Here is a 17,855-nt window from a genome sequence, read left to right as displayed (position 1 = left end):
AGCCACTGCTTCCGTCCCCTGCGCTTACTGCACCTGCGCCACACTCGCCGGCTGCGGTGATTGACCCCAACCACCCAGCGCCTTGTACACCCCCACCACGCTGACGTTGACCTCGGACTCGGCCGCGGCCAACGCATCATCGGCTGCCAGCTGCGTACGCTGCGCATCCAGCAGGGTCAGGAAGTCCTCCGAGCCCTCGCGATAGCGGATCTGCGCCAGCGACTCGGCACGGCGTGCCGCCTGCGCCTGCTCGACCACGATCGCCAGCCGCGCCTGCTGCTTGGAATAGCGGGTCAGCGCGTTCTCGGTGTCTTCCAGTGCCAGCAGCACCGTCTGCTCATACTGTGCTGCCACGCCTTCGGCCTCGGCCTTGCTGGCACGCAGGCGTGCACGTACGGTGCCGAAATCGAAGGCCGCCCAGCTCAGCGACGGCGTCAGCGACCAGGCCTTGTTGTTGCCATTGACCAGGCCACTGGCATCGCCACCGAGGAAGCCGACGAATCCGGACAGCGACAGCCGCGGGAACAGATCCGCCGTGGCCACGCCCACCCGCGCGGTAGCGGCGGCAAGACGACGCTCGGCCACGCGCACGTCGGCGCGTTGGCGCAGCAGCTCGCGGGTATCGCCCAGCGGCAGCGCCTTGGCGAATGCCGGCACTTCGTGCGGCGCAAGCATGGCGGTCAGCGTTTCCGGACGCTGGCCCAGCAGAACCGCCAGGCGGTTGCGCGACTGCGTTTCGGCCACTTCCAGTAGCGGAATGTCGGCCTCGATGGCCTTCAGCCGGGCACGACTGCTCTGCACGTCCAGCTCGCTGCCGGCGCCCAGCTCCCAGCGTGCCTCGGTCAGCTTCTGCGTCTCGCGCAGATTGACCAGGGTGTGCTGGGCCACGGCGATGCGCTTCTGTGTGCCGCGCAGCTCGAAGTAGTTGCGTGCCACTTCGGCGGCGATCAGTACCTGTGCGTCGGCCAGGTTGGCCTGCTCGGCGTCGAGGTCGGCACGCGCGGCTTCTGCAGCACGGCGCTTGCGGCCGAACAGATCCAGCTCCCAGCCCGCATCGAAGCCGAGCTGGTAGCTTTCACTGAACACCCGCTGCCCACCCAGCTGCGGATCGGGTTGCTTGCGGCGATCGTAGCTGCCGCCCGCGGTAACGTGGGGCGCCTGGTCGAAGCGGCTTTCGACGAACACCGCGCGGGCCTGGCTGACGCGGGCCACGGCCACGCGCAGGTCCAGGTTGTCCGACAGTGCACCGTGCACCAGCTCTTCCAGCACCGGATCATCGAACTGCGCCCACCAGCTGGCCACCGGCGAGGTGGTGCTGAACACCGGCTGCTGCGCACCCTGCAGCACCACCGGATCCTGCACCGGCGCCTTGTAGTTCGGGCCGACGCTGACACAGCCTGCCAGCACCAGGCTGGAGACGGCCATCGCCAACGTGCGGATCACCATGGCAGCACCTCGCCCAGGTAAGTGAAGCTGCCGTTCGGGCCTTCATGGCCGATCAGTGCCATCTGCACGCTGGAGCGCGCGCCTTCGCTGATCTCAATCTCACCGTGGCCGCCGTTCATGTCGGTTTTCACGTAACCCGGATGCACGGTATTGACCTTGATCTGGGTGCTGCGCAGTTCATGCGCCAGCGCCAGCGTCCAGCTGTTCACCGCTGCCTTGGAGGCGTTGTACGCGGGAATCTTGAAATCGTAGATGCCCGAGGTCGGATCAGCATGCAGGGTCTGCGAGCCGAGCATGCTCGAAACGTTGACGATGCGCCCGGACTTGGCCTGCCTGACCAGTGGCAGGAAGGCCTGGGTCACCGCAACCAGTGCGTACACGTTGGTGTCGAAAGTGCGCTTCCAGGTATCCAGCGACTGTTCGGACGGCGCCTGCGCCGGGTTCTCGATCATGATGCCGGCGTTGTTGACCAGGATGTCCAGGCGCCCATGGCGCTGGCGTACCTGCTCGACCGCTTCGGCGATGCTGGCTGCATCGGTCACGTCCAGCTGGATGGCTTCCACCGGCAGGCCCTCGGCCTGCAGCTTCAGCGCCTGCTCTACGGCGGTCTCGCGCTTGCGGCCGGCCAGTAGCGTATGCACGCCGGCCTGGGCCAGCTGGCGCACGGTCTCGGCGCCGATGCCGCGGGTGGCGCCGGTGACCAGCGCGATCTTGTTCTGATGAGAGTTCATGGATTCTTGCCTCGTGAGGGGGAAGCCGCCGCCGGCCAGCGACCGGCGGCGACGGGGTTCCATGTCAGTGGTGGATGGTCGGCTCGCCGTGCTGCACCAGCTGGCCACCACCGTTGCGGGTGACGAACTTGCGCAGGGCCACGTAGAACACCGGGGTGAGGAACAGGCCGAACAGGGTCACGCCCAGCATGCCGGCGAACACGGTGATACCGGTCACCGAGCGCACCTCGGCACCTGCACCGTGCGACAGCACCAGCGGTACGGTGCCGGCGATGAACGCGATGGAGGTCATCACGATCGGGCGCAGGCGCAGGCGGCAGGCTTCCAGCGCAGCTTCAACGATGCCCTTGCCGCCCATCTCCAGCTCTCTGGCGAATTCGACGATCAGGATCGCGTTCTTGCACGCCAGGCCCATCAGCACCACCAGGCCGACCTGCACGAACACGTTGTTGTCGCCACCGGTCAGCCACACGCCGAACAGCGCGGACAGCAGGGTCATCGGCACGATCAGGATCACCGCCAGCGGCAGCGACCAGCTCTCGTACAGCGCGGCCAGCACCAGGAAGGCCAGCATGATCGCCACCGGGAACACGATGAAGGCGGCCTTGCCCTGGGTTGCCTGCTGGTAGCTCAGGTCGGTCCATTCGGTGGTCATGCCCACCGGCAGCACCTTGCCGGCGATCTCGGTCAGCTTGTTCATCGCCTCGGCCGAAGACAGCAGGCGCGGGTCGGCTTCACCGGCCAGATCCGCCGCCGGATAGCCATTGAAGCGCAGCACCGGGTCCGGGCCGAAGGTCTGCTTGATGGTGACCATCGAACCGATCGGCACCATCTCGCCGCGGTCATTGCGGGTACGCAGCTTGCCGATGTCCTCGACCGTTTCGCGGTACGGACCGTCCGCCTGCGCGATGACCTGCCAGGTACGGCCGAACTGGTTGAAGTCGTTGACGTAGGCCGAGCCGAGGTAGGTCTGCAGCGTGTCGAACAGTTCGGTGAGCTGCACGCCCTGTGCCTTGGCCTTGACGCGGTCGACCTCGGCATCCAGCTGCGGCACATTGGCCTGGTAGCTGGAAATCGGGAAGGCCATGCCCGGCGTCTGCGCAACGGTGCCCTGCATTGCCTGTACAGCATTCTGCAGCGCGCCGTAACCCAGGTTGCCACGATCCTCGATGAACATCTGGTAGCCGTTGCCGTTGCCCAGGCCGAGGATCGGCGGCGGCATCATCGAGAAGGCGAAGCCTTCCTGCAGACCGGCGATCTTCTGGTTGATCTCGGCGTTGATCTGCGCGGCGGTACGGCCATGGCGCTCGGCGAACGGCTTGAGCGGAATGAACGCCACACCGGTGTTCGGCGTGTTGGTGAACTGCAGCGCGTTCAAACCCGGGAACGAGATGGTGTGGGCCACGCCATCGGTTTCCTGGGCGATCTTGGCGACCTTGCGCAGCATTTCATCGGTACGCGCGATCGACGAACCTTCCGGCAACTTCACACCCGCGATCAGGTACAGCTTGTCCTGGGTCGGGATGAAGCCCGGCGGCACCAGCTTGAAGATCACACCGGTACCGACCAGCAGGATCGCGTAGACCACGAACACCGCACCACGACGGCCGAGGATGCGAGCCACGCCACGCTCGTACTTCTCCGAACTGGACTTGAAGAAGCGGTTGAACGGACGGAACACCCAGCCGAACAGGCGGTCGATCAAGCGGCTCGGGCCGTCCTTCGGCGCTCCATGGGCCTTCAGCAGGCGCGCGGCCAGGGCCGGCGACAGGGTCAGCGAGTTGATCGCCGAGATCACCGTGGAGATGGCGATGGTGACCGCGAACTGCTTGTAGAACTGGCCAGTGACACCCGACAGGAAGGCCATCGGCACGAACACGGCACACAGCACCAGCGCGATCGCGATGATCGGGCCGGACACCTCACGCATGGCCTGGTGGGCCGCGGCGGTGGGCGACAGGCCTTCTTCGATGTTGCGCTCGACGTTCTCCACCACCACGATCGCGTCATCGACCACGATGCCGATCGCCAGCACCAGGCCGAACAGGCTCAGCGTATTGATCGAGAAGCCCAGCAGGTACAGCGCGGCGAAAGTACCGACCACCGACACCGGCACCGCGATCAGCGGAATGATCGACGCACGCCAGGTCTGCAGGAACAGGATCACCACCAGCACCACCAGCGCGATCGCTTCCAGCAGCGTGGAGACCACGGCCTTGATCGAGTCGCGCACGAAGATGGTGGTGTCATACACGGCTTCGTACTTCACGTCGGCCGGCATGGTCTTCTGCATCTCGTCCATCGTCGAGATGACCTGGTCACGGATCTCCAGTGCATTGGCACCCGGCGACTGGAAGATACCGATACCCACCGCGTTCTTGCCGTCCAGCTGCGAACGCAGGGTGTAGTCACCGGCACCCAGTTCCAGGCGGGCCACATCGGCCAGGCGCACGATCTCGCCATCAACACCGCTCTTGAGCACGATGTCGCCGAATTCCTTTTCAGTCTTCAAGCGGCCCTGGGCATTGATCAGGGTCAGGAACTGGCTGTTCGGCAACGGTTCGGCACCGAGCTGGCCGGCCGAAACCTGTACGTTCTGCTCACGCATCGCGCGCACCACGTCGCTGGCGGTCAGGCCGCGCGAGGCGACCTTGTCCGGGTCCAGCCAGGCGCGCATGGCGTAGTCACCACCACCGAAGATCTGCGCGTCACCCACGCCCGGAATACGCGCCAGCGCATCCTTGACGTGCAGACGGGCGTAGTTGCGCAGGTACAGGGTGTCGTACTTGCCGTTCGGCGAGGTCAGATGCACCACCATCAGGAAGGTCGGCGACTGCTTCTGCGTGGTCACGCCCTGCCGGCGCACGTCCTCGGGCAGGCGCGCCTGCGCCTGCGCCACGCGGTTCTGCACCTTCACCGCCGCCGCGTCCGGGTCGGTGCCCGGGCGGAAGGTGACGGTCATCTGCAGCACACCGTCCGAGCCGGCGACCGACTTCAGGTACATCATGCCTTCGACGCCGTTGATCGCCTCTTCAAGCGGGGTGGCGACGGTCTCGGCAATGACCTTGGGGTTGGCGCCCGGATACACCGTGCGCACGACCACCGACGGCGGCACCACTTCGGGGTACTCGCTGATCGGCAGGATTGGAATCGTGATCAGGCCTGCGGCGAAGATCACGATCGACAGCACCGCCGCGAAGATCGGCCTGTCGATGAAGAAACGGGAAAAGTCCATGGAGGAATTCCTGGGAAAGGCGTTCGGCGGGCAACAGCCTCCCCGCCCCTCGCCGAGATGACGAAGGCAGGGAAGGCTGCTGCTGGCGCCGGCAGCTAAGCGGGGACGCGGATCAGGAGACGGCGGATCAGTGGTTCAGCGCGGCGGTGGCATCGCGGCCCGGTGCCGGTGGCGCAGCCTGCGGCTGCATCGCCACGGCCTTGGCCTGCACCGGCATGCCCGGCATGAAGACCTTCTGCACGCCGTCGATGATCACCTTGTCGCCGGCGGCCAGGCCGTGCTCGACAATACGCAGGCCATCAGCGGTGCGACCGAGCTGGATGTCGCGGCGCTGGGCCTTGCCATCCTTGTCGACCACGTAGACATACTTGCGGTCCTGGTCGGTCAGAACGGCCTTCTCGTCGATCAGCAGGGCCTGGAACTGGCCGCTGCCGAGCAGCTGCACGCGGGCGAACAGGCCCGGCGTGAACTGGCGATCGGCGTTGTCCAGCAGCGCGCGGACGCGGATGGTACCGGTGCTGCGGGCGACCTGGTTGTCGAGGAAGTCGACCTTGCCCGAATGCGGGTAACCCTCTTCGCCGGACAGACCGACCTTCACCGGCAGATCGCTGTCACGCTCGCTCGGGCGTTCACCCTTGCGCGCCATCTGCGCATAGCGAAGGAAAGTGCTTTCATCGGCATCGAAGTAGACGAACACGGTGTCCAGCGAGACCAGCGTGGTCAGCACGCTGGCGCTGTCGCCGGCGGTGACCAGGTTGCCGGCGGTGACCATCGCGCGGCCGGCACGGCCGTCGATCGGCGCACGCACCTTGGTGAACTCCAGGTTGAGGCGGGCCGCATCCAGCGCAGCCTGGGCCGCCTGTACGGCGGCACCGGACTGGTCAGCCGCAGCGCGACGCTGCTCGGCCGTCTCGGTGGAAATGGCCTGCTGCTCGGACAAGCGCTTGGCACGCTCGGATTCACTGCGGGCCAGCGTGGCCTGGGTGCGGGCGCGGGCCAGTTCGGCAGCGGCGCGATCGTACTCGGCCTGGTAGCTGCGCGCGTCGATGGTGAAGAGCACTTCGCCCTTCTTCACTTCCTGGCCTTCGACGTAGTTGACCTTGTCGATGTAGCCGGACACGCGCGGGCGCAGTTCAACGCTCTGTACCGCTTCGACGCGGCCGCTGAACTCGTCCCACTGGCTGACCTGCTTGACCAGCACCGGTGCAGCACTGACCTGCGGCGGCGGCGGTGCACCGGCTTCTTCGGCGTGGCCGCCGCTGCAGGCCGCCAGCACGGCTGCGGCGAGGATCGACACGCCGACCATCGCGATGCGATGGCCGAAACGATGTGGGGTGGAATTGGGGGAAGTCATGGCATGCATCCGTACGGAGGGGTGGTACAGCTAGATGAGAACGTGTTGCAAAAACAGGCGGCGTATCCTGCGACCTCAACCATGGTCGAGGTCAAGCGACGCCTGCGGTATCGCGCCACAGGGGAGGAACGTCCAGGTGCAGCAGGCCGCGCGGCAGTTCGGCATCACTGCTGTCGCAGCGGACGATGGCGCGGTTGTCGCGGCAGCCGTCGAGCAGGGAGACCACGCGACGGCCGACCAGCAGTGAGCTGGGCCACTCGATGCAGGCATTGGCCGCGTTGGCCGGCGTACACACCGGGCTGCAGACTTCCAGCATCTGCGCGCGCACGCCCAATGCCTGGGCTTCCTGGTGCACCACCTGCGCGTACATACGCAGCGCCGCAGTGGTGATCGAGGTTTCGCCGTAGCCCGCCCATGGCTTGGCATTGGCCGGGCTGCCGATCATCACGTAGCGACGCGCATGCACGTTGTCCTGCAGCAGCGGCAGCAGATGACGCACTGCGTGCACGTGCGGCATCAGATCGGCCTGCATCGCGCCCAGCAGTTCATCGCCGTTGCGGTCAGTCACCCGGCCGCGACGGTAAGGGCCGCCCATTGCGGCGATCACTGCCGCCAGCGGACGCGGGCGATGCGCGATGCGTTCGGCCAGTACGCGCGCCGAGCCGTCATCGCTGAGCGAACCCAGCAGCGTCTCCAGGCCCGGCTCATCGGCGAACTGCTCATGCAGCGCCGCCAGCCGGCCCGGGTCGCGACCCACCACCAGCACCGGGCTGCCGGCTTCCAGCAGTGCGCCAACCACGCCCTGGCCGACGGCACCGGTGCCGCCGAGGACCAGGACTTCGGGCGTCAGCATCCCATTCACGGGACATTTCCTCCCAAATCCGGGATAGTCCCGATTCGACGCAGCCGGTCGCCCTTGTGCGGGGCCAGGCGGATGGCACCGCCACGCTGCTGACGCATCGGCGCGGTAAACTCACGGAAGTCCTTGTGTACCAAGGAACTCGGGCGGACTTCAACGGTCATTGCCAGGTCCAGGGTGCTCTGGCCGGCGTTCCGGAGACGGGCAAGAATGTTGCGCAGGCTCATGGCGGACGGGCTCCAAATAACGAATGGCGCCACGATAGACCTCAAACCTTTACTTGATTAGTCCTGATTAAGGGGAATAATCATCCCGCTCCCGGTCCAATCGTTCTGTCACGATTGTCCCATCCCCGACGTCCAGGATCCCAGACCATGTCCCACGATCTCAACGAGACGCTGATCTTCGTCAAAGTGGTCGAGCAAGGCAGTTTCATTGCCGCTGCCAAATCGCTCGGCCTGCCCAAGACCACGGTCAGCCGCAAAGTGCAGGAGCTGGAAACGCGCCTCGGTGCGCGCCTGCTGCACCGGACCACCCGCCGCCTCGGCCTGACCGAAGCGGGTTCGATCTACCACGAACATTGCCAGCGCATCGCGCGCGAGCTGGAAGAAGCCGAGAGCGCGGTGAGCCAGCTGCAGTCCGGTCCGCGCGGCTGGCTGCGCTTCACTGTGCCCTACTCGATCGGCATCACCTGGATTGCGCCGCTGCTGGGCCAGTTCCATGCGCAGTATCCGGAGATCCGGCTGGACATGCATATGGGCAACGAGAAGCTGGACCTGATTGCAGGTGAGGCGGACCTGGCCCTGCGCGTGGGTGCCCTGCCCGATTCCAACCTGGTGGCACGCAAGCTGGGCAGCCTGCGCACGCAGGTGTTCGCCAGCCCGGCCTACATCGAACGCTATGGCGAGCCGCTGCATCCGGAAGAGCTGCAGTTCCATCGCATCCTGGCGATGCGCAAGCCGTACCACACCGGCAACTCGCCGCGCTTCACCTGGCAGCTGGGCGAGAACGGCGGCGAGCTGCGCGACTTCCCTGTTACCCCGCTGATGACCGCCAACGACATGTCTGCGTTGAATGGTGCATTGGTGTGCGGCGAAGGCCTGCTGCTGACCGGCGACGTGATGGCCAAGCCGTTCGTCGAGTCGGGCATGGTACGCCGCGTGCTGGCCGGCTGGACTGGCCCGGAAGTGGACTTCAACGCCGTGTTCGCCGGTGGCCGCCTGGTCTCGCCGAAGGTGCGTGCATTCGTCGACTTCCTGGTCGAGAAGCTCAACTTCGACGCCAATTACATGCTGGCGCAGTGCCCGGGCGCGAAGCTGGCGCAGCAGCAGAAGGAAAAGGAAGACGCGGCGCTGGAAAGCAGCGGCAAGCGGATCCTGGAGAAGGTGGCCGCTTCGGCCGCATGACCGGAAGCATCCACGCATGGCGTGGATCTACCGGCATTCCGTAGAGTCGAGCTTGCTCGACTGCTCTTGCGCTTCAGTCGAGCAAGCTCGACTCTACGGGCGCTATCGGTGTGCCGAGCAACGCTCGGCACCCACAAAAATGCCGCCTGCAAGGGCGGCATTTTCGTTCCGGCTACGTGGCTTTCGGTAGATGCCGACCTTGGTCGGCGCCGTTCGGAAAAGCCGCAACCGGGAGCGCTATCGGTGTGCCGAGCAACGCTCGGCACCTACAGAAAATGCCGCCTGCAAGGGCGGCATTTTCGTTTCGGCTGCGTGGCTTTCGGTAGATGCCGACCTTGGTCGGCGCCGTTTGGAGAAACCGCAACCGGGAGCGCTATCGGTGTGCCGAGCAACGCTCGGCACCCACAAAAATGCCGCCTGCTAGGGCGGCATTTTCGTTCCGGCGGCGTGGCTTTTGGTAGATGCCGACCTTGGCCGGCGCCGTTTGGAGAAACCGCAACCGGGAGCGCTATCGGTGTGCCGAGCAAGCTCGGCACCTACAGAAAATGCCGCCTGCAAGGGCGGCATTTTCGTTCCGGCTACGTGGCTTTCGGTAGATGCCGACCTTGGTCGGCGCCGTTCGGAGAAGCCGCAACCGGAAGCGCTATCGGTGTGCCGAGCAAGCTCGGCACCTACAGAAAATGCCGCCTGCAAGGGCGGCATTTTCGTTCCGGCTACGCCGGAACCGTAACGCTACGCGTTACTGCTTCAGGGGAATCACGCGGATTTCGACGCGGCGGTTCTTGGCGCGGCCGGCATCGGTGCTGTTGTCGGCAATCGGGTACGACTTGCCGGCGCCCAGGGTTTCGATGCGCACGCTCTGCACGCCCTGGCCGATCAGGTACTGCGCGACCGAGTCGGCACGTTCCTTCGACAGGCGGTTGTTGACCGCGTCACTGCCGATGCTGTCGGTATGGCCAACCACTTCGATCATGGTCTGGTTGTAGTCGCGCAGGGTGCCTGCCACGCCGTTGAGCGAACCGTAGAACTGCGGCTTCAGGGTCGCCTTGCCGAAGTCGAAGGTGATGCCGTCCGGCAGGTTCAGCATGATGTTGTCGCCCTGGCGCTGCACATCAATGCCAGTGTTGGCAGTGCGCTCGCGCAGTGCGCGTTCCTGGCGATCCTGGTACTGGCCTACCGCGGCGCCGCTGAGCGCGCCGATACCGGCGCCGATCAGCGCATGCTGGCGGCGCTCCGTGGCGCTGTCACCGGTCAGCAGGCCGGCGGCTACGCCGATGGCGGTGCCGATCAGCGCGTTGCGGCCGGTGCGGTTCTGCTGCTCGGTCGGGTTGCCGTACTGGTCACTCTGTACGTAGGAGCCGCCGGTGGCGCAGGCCGACAGGACGGCCGCACTCATCAGGGCCAGTGCGACGTTGCGGGTGGTGTTGCGGATCATGAGGTTCTCCTTGGTTTCCGGTCGGCCGGCGGCCTGCGGGCGCAAAGAGAATAAACAGCCCGATGCGATGCCGGAATGATGATCGGGCACACCGACAGGGCCGCGTTCAGCTAACTGACCAGATCGCTCAGGTCGCCCTTTACCCCGCCCCCGACTGGCGGTAAGCCGCCAATGCGGCGTCGCGGCCCGCGGCCAGGTCCACCAGCGGCGTACGCGGATAGCCCGGGGCATGCGCGGCCAGCAGCAGCGGATGCTGCCACGGCGCGAAGCGCGCCTTCACCGGCAGCGCGGCCAGTTCGGGCACCCAGCGGCTGATGTAGCGGGCCTGGGGGTCGAACTTCTCGGCCTGGGTGACCGGGTTGAACACGCGGAAGTAAGGCGCGGCATCGGCACCGGTCCCGGCCACCCACTGCCAGCCCATCGTGTTGTTGGCCAGGTCGGCATCGACCAGGGTGTCCCAGAACCAGCGCGCGCCATGCAGCCAGTGCGCGCGCAGGTGCTTGCACAGATAGCTGGCCACGATCATCCGCACCCGGTTGTGCATGTAACCGGTGTGCCACAGCTCGCGCAGGCCTGCATCGACGATCGGCACGCCGGTGTTGCCTCGCTGCCAGTCGTGCAGCTGCGCGGCACTCGGTGTGGCCCACGGGAAACGGTCAAAGCGCGGGTTGAGGTTGTCGGTCGGCGTCTTCGGGAAGTGATGCAACAGGTGGGAGGCGAAGTCACGCCAGCCCAGCTGGCGCAGATAGCCGTCGATGTCGGCGTCGGTGCCGGCACTACGCAGCCCTTCCAGCGCATGGGCAATGCGCCAGGGTGCGATCTCGCCGAAATGCAGGTGCGGCGACATCCGCGAGGTGCCCACGCGATCTGGCAGGTCACGCTGCTCGCGGTAGCCGCGCAGCGCACCGTCCTCGAACACGGACAGCGCTTCCAGCGCACCGGCTTCACCCGGCTGCCAGTGCTCCCAGAAGCCGGTATCCCAGTCCAGCGTCGGTGCCAACTGGAGATCATCCAATGCCAGGCTGTCGACTGCGTGCGTCGCCAATGCTTCCGGTGCGGCCTGCAGCGCGGGCAGGCGCCAATGACTGAGTACATTGCGCCAGTACGGCGTGAATACCTTGTACGGCTGGCCCTGCTGGGTGGCGATGTCCCACGGCTCGAACAGCAGGCTGCCATTGCAGCTCTGCGCATCGATGCCCTGCTCGCGCAGCGTACGCTTGATGGTGGCGTCGCGAGGCTGGGTGGCCGGCTCGTACTTGCGGTTCCAGTACACCGCCCCGGCGCCGGTCTGCTCGATCAGCAACTGCAGGGCCGGCAGGCTGTCACCACTGCGCAGCACCAGCGACGAACCGCGCACGCGCAGGTCGGCATCCAATGCGCCCAGTGAACGATGGCGCCACGCATCGGAGGCCGCGCCAGGCACCCACTCGCCTTCCTCGTGCGGCGCATGGATGTAGACCGGCACCACGTCGTGGCCCGCATCCAGCGCGGCCTGCAGGGCCGGATTGTCCTGCAGCCGCAGATCACGGCGGAACCATACCAACGCTACCGACACATGCACCGCCTTCGTTGTGGAAGGCGGACATGATAGCCAGCGGCGGTGAAGGAGATGCGCGCAGGCGGCCATCCACGTAAGGCGTGGATCTACTGTTTGAACCGCTCCATCGCTTCACTGATCAGCGCGCGGGCTTCGGCGGCATTGCCCCAGCCGTTGAGCTGCACCGGATTGCGCCCGGCCGGCAGGTCCTTGTAGACCCGGAAGAAGGCTTCGATGCGCTGGCGCTCGACCTCCGGCAGATCCGCCAGGTCGCGGATGCTGGCGTAGGTCGGGTCGACCTTGTCGGTGGGCACGCCGATGATCTTCTCGTCGTACTCGCCGCCATCGATCATCTTCAGATAGCCGATCGGCCGGAAGCGCACGATCACGCCCGGATGCAGCGGTTCACGGGTCAGCACCAGCGCGTCCAGCGGATCGTTGTCGCCGGCCAGGGTGCGCGGCATCGAGCCGTAGTTGGCCGGATAGGCGACCGGCATCGACTGGAAGCGGTCCACATGGACCAGGCCGTCTTCCTTGATCTCGTACTTGGTGAAGCTGCCGGCCGGAATCTCCACCGCCAGATTCACCTCCTGTGGGGCCTGCTTCGGCTGGGCCACCAGGAACGGATGCAGTACGGTATCGGCAGCGGTCACCGCACTGGCCAGCAACAGCAGGGCGGCACCGATGGCGGCGAGAGGAAGGATGCGTCGGAGCGTGGTCATTGGCATCTCGTCATTCCCAGCAGCGGTCGACGCGACCCTTGGCGGTCTGCGCACGCGGGCAGTCGCGCGGTGCGATGCGGCCTTCGGTCAACTCCGTGCGTTGCTTTGCGCCCTTGGCATCGCGGCGTAGTTCGAAGGCGTCGTAGAGGCGCCCGGTCACGGTGCGCGCTTCGTAGCGCAGGTACTGCGGATCGATGTTCAGCACCTGGAACAGCTGGGTGTCCTCGGCTACCGGATCCATCGTCTTCCGTGCCTCGTCGGAAAGACGGTACTGCTTCGGCCCGGCCACGGTCACCACGTACTGCGGCGTCGCAGCCTGCCCCTCGCCACGACGACCATAGGTGTGATCGTGGCCCTGCAGCACCAGGTCGACGTTGTGGCGGCGTACCACCGGCAGCAGCACGTCACGCAGCGCGGCGTTCTCGCGCCCTTCGCGCGGCGAGTAGAACGGCTGGTGCAGCAGCACGATGGTCCACGGCTGCCGGTTGCCGGCCAGCACCTTGTCCAGCCACTGCGCCTGTGCCTTGGCGGTACCCAGGTCGAGTGCCGAGGTGCCATCGACCACCGCCACGCGTACACCCTGCGCATCGAACCAGTAGCTGGTCTGCTGCGCGGCGGTGGCGCCGTTGCCCGGCAGCGCGAAGGTGACCGGCCAATGCTTGCCCAGCACGCGCCGCTCCTGCGGGGTGTCCTCGAATTCCTCGAAATACTCGTGGTTGCCGATCGCCGGGGCCACCAGCGTTTCCTGCGCCAGCCAGCCGGTGGCAGCAAACCACTCGCCCCATTCGCTGTCATCCATGTTGTCGCCGCCGCTGACCAGGTCACCGGCGAACAGGCTCATGCGTGCCTGCGGCGCGGCCTTCTGCGCGGCGCGCACTACACGGCTGACATGGCTGACGTTCTTGTTCTGGGTATCACCGAAGTACAGCAGGGTCAGCGGCTGATCGGCCGCGGCCAGCGTGCGCAACTGGTTCCAGGCGCTCCAACTGCCGTTGCCCCGCACGCGGTAGACGTACTGGGTATCCGGCTGCAGGCCGCTGATGTCCGCGCGATGATGATGCGACAGCCCGTTCTCGGTCTGCAGCGCGCGGGTCGTTGCGCGCACCTGGCGGATGCCCTCGATCGCCGGCGAATCCCCGGCGAGGGCAATCTCGAGCAGCGGTGCCTGCACGCTGCCGTCAGTACGCCAGGCCACGGCGAAACCGTGGCTGGGATCCACCGCCGGCGAGGCGACGATGCGATCCGGCACCGGCGTCGCTGCGTAGTGGCGGCTGCCCGCTGGCACCTGGGTGTTGGGTTCGGCCGCTGCGAACGACAGCGACGGCAGTGCCAGCAGCAGGCCCAACGCCAGCGTGCGCATCACGCACTGCCGGCTCATGCGCCACACTCCAGCGGCAATGCCAACTGCTTGGCGATGCTCTCCCAGTCGAACGCCACCACGCCCTGGTCGTCATGCACTGCATACAGTGCGCCGTGCGGGAAGCGCGCACTGGGTTGCTGCATCATCCAGATGCCGTCGGTGTTGGCCACGGTATTCCCCTGGAACGCGCCCACCGGCTTCAGCGTGTGCCGGTCGAACAGATGGAACACGCTGCGCTGCTTGCCCTGTTCCGTGGTGATCCACCAGCCGTCCTTGCCGCAGGTACGCAAGGTCACACCTTCGGCCTGCGCCTTGAACACGTCGCGACCGAATGTGGTGCCGGTGAAGCGTCCGGCAAGGGTGTAGACCTTGAACTCGCTGGCGTAGCTTTCATCCTCTTCGGCGATCAGCAGGCGATCATTCTCCGGGTCGCCCCAGATCGACTCGACCACGCGCAGCGCACCGGCTTCGCTGGTGTCACCGATGCTGGCCACCAGCTTCGCCTCGACCTTCGCACCGTCGCGGGTCACGTGGTACTGGCGCACGCGCTTGTCCAGCTCGGCCAGCGGCGGCAGGATGTCACGCCCCTGCGCATCCTCGCCGTTGTCCCAAGAGTCGGTGACGTAGACGCTGTAGCCATCGGCACGGCGGTCGACCCACAGCCCATACGGCTTGCGCAGGTCGTCCGCAGCGAACGTCGCCAGCGGCGCGAAGTCCGGCAGGCTCAGCACCTGCACGCGGTGATTGTCGCGCTCCACGATCCACAGCAGGTCGTCGATTACCGCGATGCCGTTTGGGCGGTCGAACTGCCCCGGTGCGGAGCCGCTGCTGCCGACGTCACGCAGGTGCTGGCCGGTGCTGCCGTCGTAGACCACCAGCTTGTCGGTGGCCTTGGCGGTGGCGATCAGCCACAGCGCGCCGTCCGGCGCGCGCCAGGCCGCCGGCGAGTCGATGTTGTCGGCCGGGGTCATCGGTGACAGAAAGGCTTCGGCGATGGTGGTCACCGTGCGCGCGCCCCCGGCTTTCGCTGCCGTAGGGGCCGCAGCCGGATCGTTGCCGGTCGCCGGCGTGCAGCCGGCGGCCAGGGTCGCCGCGAGCGCGACCGCCAGGACGGTGATGCCACGCCCCATCACAGTGCCACCTTCAGGCCGAGCGCGTAGGTGCGACCGTATTCTTCCATCTGCAGGGTGCGCGAGCGCGTGCCCTGGTACAGCTCAAGCGGCTTGTCCAGCAGGTTCTGTGCTTCGAAATACATGCTCACCCGCGGGGTGAACTTGTAGTCCAGCGAGAAATCGAGCTGGGTGTTCGGTGCAACGTAGATGTCGAACGCCCGGCCCTTGCCGATGCTGTCCAGGTACTCGCTGCGGTATACCGCCGCCAGGCGTGTACTCACACCGTACTTTTCATAGCCGATGTGTGCGCTGTAGACATGCTTGGAGGCGCGCGGCAGTGTGAAGTCCTCGCCTGCACGGTCCTTGATGCCGGCATCGAACTTGGTATCCAGCCAGGTGCCACTGGCACCGACCAGCAGGCCATCCAGGCCGTCCGGCAGGAAGGCCAGCTGCTGCTGCCAGTTAAATTCCGCACCGCGCACGGTGGCCTTGCGGCCATTGATCGGCTGGGTCACGTCGAAGCCGCCATAAGCGGGATCATTGGTCCGCACCGTTTGCACGATGTAGCTATCGATCGACTTGTGGAACAGGCCAAGTGAAACGATACCGGTGCTGCCGATGTACTTCTCCACCGACAGGTCGATGTTCTTCGACTCGTACGGATCCAGTTCCGGATTACCCAGGCGCACTTCCTCGTCGCCGCGGCTGTAGCCCACGCGCGGCGAGATGTCACCGAAGGACGGGCGCGATACGGTCTTGTTGGCCGAGGCGCGCAGCACCCAGTCATCGGCCGCGTCGTAGCGCAGGTGCAGGCCCGGCAGCACGTTGGTGTAGCTGCTGTTGGCCACCCTCGGGGTGACGGTGAAGCTGCGCCCGTTGGAGGCCACGTCCACCTGATTGCCGACCGCCTTGAACTGGGTATTTTCCACGCGCACACCGCCGATGATGCGCAGCGCGCCCACGTCCCAGGTGCCCATCGCATAGCTGGCGAAGATGTCTTCGCTGGCCACGTAGTCCTCTTCCAGCGATGTCATCGCGTTGCCACCGGCATCCTGGGGACGGGCGCTGTACTGGCCGCCATTGGCCGCCCAGAAGGCACGCATCGCGGCCGAATCCATGCCGTCACCCAGGTTGCCGTGGCGGTGTTCCGGCGAGGAGGTGCTCCAGCTCGACAGCGCCACCTTCGGGCCGACACGCAGTTCGCGCTCGTCCACATTCACGTCACGGTCGCGCCAGCGACCCAGCAGGCCGAACTTGATGCTGCTGCTGTCGCCGTCGAAGCGCACGTTGACCTGCGCGCTGTGCTCCTTGTCGTTCACCTGCTTGGGTGAGAGCACGAAGCGGTCGAACGCGTAGTTGCTGTTGTCCAGCCACTGCGGGTTGTCGAAACTGTAGCTGGGCAGGCGGCTGCTTTGGTCCAGGGTGCCGTTGAAGGCCTTGCCGTTGAGCTTGAAGCGCGCCTCCATCTCGTCGTTCACGCGCTCTTCGGTACGGGTGTAGCCGATCCGGTAATCGACCACGGCGTTGGTCAGCTTGTTCTCGCCACCGAGACTGGCCGCGAAGGTGTTCTCCTTCTTGGTGCGGTAGCGCATGCGCTTGTCGATGGAATCTTTCGGCATTCCATCCAGGCGGTACTGGTCGGTGCCGGTCTTGACCATCTTCGCGTCGTCGAAGTTGAAGATCACGCGCTGGCGGGTCTCCGCATCGTCGAACTGGCTGTACAGCGTGCGCAGGTAGTACTTGCTGTCTTCATTCGGGCGCCAGTCAAGGTTGAGGTTGGCACCGATGCGCTTGCGCTCGATCTCGTACTTGCGGTGCTGCAGGTTGATCGCGGTGACATCGCCGGGGACGGCATCGTCCTCGCCGTCATACTCCACTTCGGTGTTGTCCGACTCGAACTTGCGCTTCTGGTAGTTCACGCCCAGCGCCACACCGAAGGTGTCGTTGAACACTTCGCTGTAGTTGAAGGCGGCCTTGGGGCTGGTCTCGCCGGACAACTGCTGGTGGCTGCCTTCGATCTTGCCACGCAGGCTGCGACCGTCGCGGTCGAAGGCCGAGGCCGATTCCACCAGCACGGCGCCGCCGATGGCATCACCGGGCATGTCCGGGGTCGGCGACTTGACCACGCGCAGGCGCTCGGTGGAATCGGACGGAATCACATCCAGCGGTGCGGCGCGGCTGGAATCCTCCGGCGTACCGATGGCGATGCCATCCACGCTGACGCTGTTGAGGTTGGCGTCCAGACCGCGGATGACCACGAAGCGCCCCTCGCCCTGGTCGCGGGTCACGCTGATGCCCGGCAGGCGCTGCAGCGACTCGGCGACGTTCTTGTCCGGGTACTGGCCCAGTGCATCGGAGGACACCGCATCTTCGATGGCGTCGCTGCTGCGCTTGAGGTCGACCGCGCGGATCTGTGATTCGAGCTGGGCGCGCACTTCGATGCGGTCCAGGTCGACCGCGTCGGACGCCACGGCGCCGGTGGCGGCTACCGCCTGCTGCCCGGCGGCCTGCAGGGGTGCTGCGGCCCCCATTGCCAGGGTCAGCGTGATGGCAACGGCCAACGGAGTCTTGATATGCACTGGGAATCCCCATTCCTGTTAAGAATGGGTCTGCACGGTATGTCCGCAAGGTTGCATGGCCGTGACATGCGCCTGCACA

13 protein-coding genes are annotated in these 17,855 nt (G+C 66.0%); 1 reads left to right on the top strand and 12 read right to left on the bottom strand.

Annotation, left to right across the window (positions count from 1 at the left end):
• Positions 1–24: 24 nt before the first annotated feature.
• The 6 genes from MG068_RS08065 to MG068_RS08040 all read right to left on the bottom strand — a co-directional run bounded on the left by MG068_RS08065 (position 25) and on the right by MG068_RS08040 (position 7,852).
• Complete coding sequence (locus MG068_RS08065) at positions 25–1,446, bottom strand: efflux transporter outer membrane subunit (protein WP_121503706.1); 1,422 nt, start codon at positions 1,444–1,446, stop codon at positions 25–27.
• Complete coding sequence (locus MG068_RS08060) at positions 1,440–2,177, bottom strand: SDR family oxidoreductase (RefSeq protein WP_012510730.1); 738 nt, start codon at positions 2,175–2,177, stop codon at positions 1,440–1,442. Before MG068_RS08060 ends, MG068_RS08065 begins: the two co-directional genes overlap by 7 nt.
• Positions 2,178–2,241: 64 nt before the next feature.
• A complete protein-coding gene (locus MG068_RS08055; protein WP_032128264.1) occupies positions 2,242–5,412 on the bottom strand; it encodes an efflux RND transporter permease subunit in 3,171 nt (1,056 codons plus the stop codon).
• 127 nt (positions 5,413–5,539) lie between these two features.
• Positions 5,540–6,766 (bottom strand): efflux RND transporter periplasmic adaptor subunit, encoded by a 1,227-nt coding sequence (locus MG068_RS08050; protein ID WP_032128263.1) that lies wholly within the window; start codon positions 6,764–6,766, stop codon positions 5,540–5,542.
• 91 nt (positions 6,767–6,857) lie between these two features.
• Positions 6,858–7,628 (bottom strand): SDR family NAD(P)-dependent oxidoreductase, encoded by a 771-nt coding sequence (locus MG068_RS08045; RefSeq protein WP_049423570.1) that lies wholly within the window; start codon positions 7,626–7,628, stop codon positions 6,858–6,860.
• Positions 7,625–7,852 carry a hypothetical protein gene (locus tag MG068_RS08040; protein WP_032128321.1) on the bottom strand — a complete coding sequence of 76 codons (228 nt, stop codon included), beginning with the start codon at positions 7,850–7,852 and terminating at the stop codon, positions 7,625–7,627. The genes MG068_RS08045 and MG068_RS08040 overlap by 4 nt, the downstream gene beginning before the upstream one ends.
• 147 nt (positions 7,853–7,999) lie before the next feature.
• Here MG068_RS08040 and MG068_RS08035 point away from each other — a divergent pair, with 147 nt between their 5' ends.
• Complete coding sequence (locus tag MG068_RS08035) at positions 8,000–9,031, top strand: LysR family transcriptional regulator (RefSeq protein WP_005409107.1); 1,032 nt, start codon at positions 8,000–8,002, stop codon at positions 9,029–9,031.
• A 739-nt stretch (positions 9,032–9,770) separates the two neighbouring features.
• On the opposite strand, the gene MG068_RS08030 is transcribed toward MG068_RS08035, so the two are convergent.
• The 6 genes from MG068_RS08030 to MG068_RS08005 form a co-directional block, all read right to left on the bottom strand.
• Positions 9,771–10,466 carry a YiaD family glycine zipper/OmpA-like lipoprotein gene (locus MG068_RS08030; protein ID WP_008267948.1) on the bottom strand — a complete coding sequence of 232 codons (696 nt, stop codon included), beginning with the start codon at positions 10,464–10,466 and terminating at the stop codon, positions 9,771–9,773.
• Between the two features lie 139 nt (positions 10,467–10,605).
• Positions 10,606–12,021, bottom strand: coding sequence for a cryptochrome/photolyase family protein (locus MG068_RS08025; RefSeq protein WP_132809830.1), 1,416 nt, complete (start codon positions 12,019–12,021; stop codon positions 10,606–10,608).
• Positions 12,022–12,110: 89 nt separating this feature from the next.
• On the bottom strand, positions 12,111–12,725 hold the full coding sequence (locus MG068_RS08020; RefSeq protein WP_132809829.1) for an inorganic diphosphatase: 615 nt from the start codon (positions 12,723–12,725) through the stop codon (positions 12,111–12,113).
• Positions 12,726–12,735: 10 nt separating this feature from the next.
• Positions 12,736–14,085: a purple acid phosphatase family protein gene (locus MG068_RS08015; RefSeq protein ID WP_240792141.1), complete on the bottom strand. Its 1,350-nt coding sequence runs from the start codon at positions 14,083–14,085 to the stop codon at positions 12,736–12,738.
• 14 nt (positions 14,086–14,099) lie between these two features.
• Positions 14,100–15,215: an NHL repeat-containing protein gene (locus MG068_RS08010; RefSeq protein WP_132809827.1), complete on the bottom strand. Its 1,116-nt coding sequence runs from the start codon at positions 15,213–15,215 to the stop codon at positions 14,100–14,102.
• On the bottom strand, positions 15,215–17,728 hold the full coding sequence (locus MG068_RS08005) for a TonB-dependent receptor (protein ID WP_489686045.1): 2,514 nt from the start codon (positions 17,726–17,728) through the stop codon (positions 15,215–15,217). Before MG068_RS08005 ends, MG068_RS08010 begins: the two co-directional genes overlap by 1 nt.
• Positions 17,729–17,855: the final 127 nt, after the last annotated feature.

The sequence above is a fragment of the Stenotrophomonas sp. ASS1 genome (assembly GCF_004346925.1).
Taxonomy (GTDB): Bacteria; Pseudomonadota; Gammaproteobacteria; order Xanthomonadales; family Xanthomonadaceae; genus Stenotrophomonas; species Stenotrophomonas maltophilia_A.
Note: the sequence above shows the minus strand (reverse complement) of the source record. Positions and strands in the feature narration are given on the sequence as shown.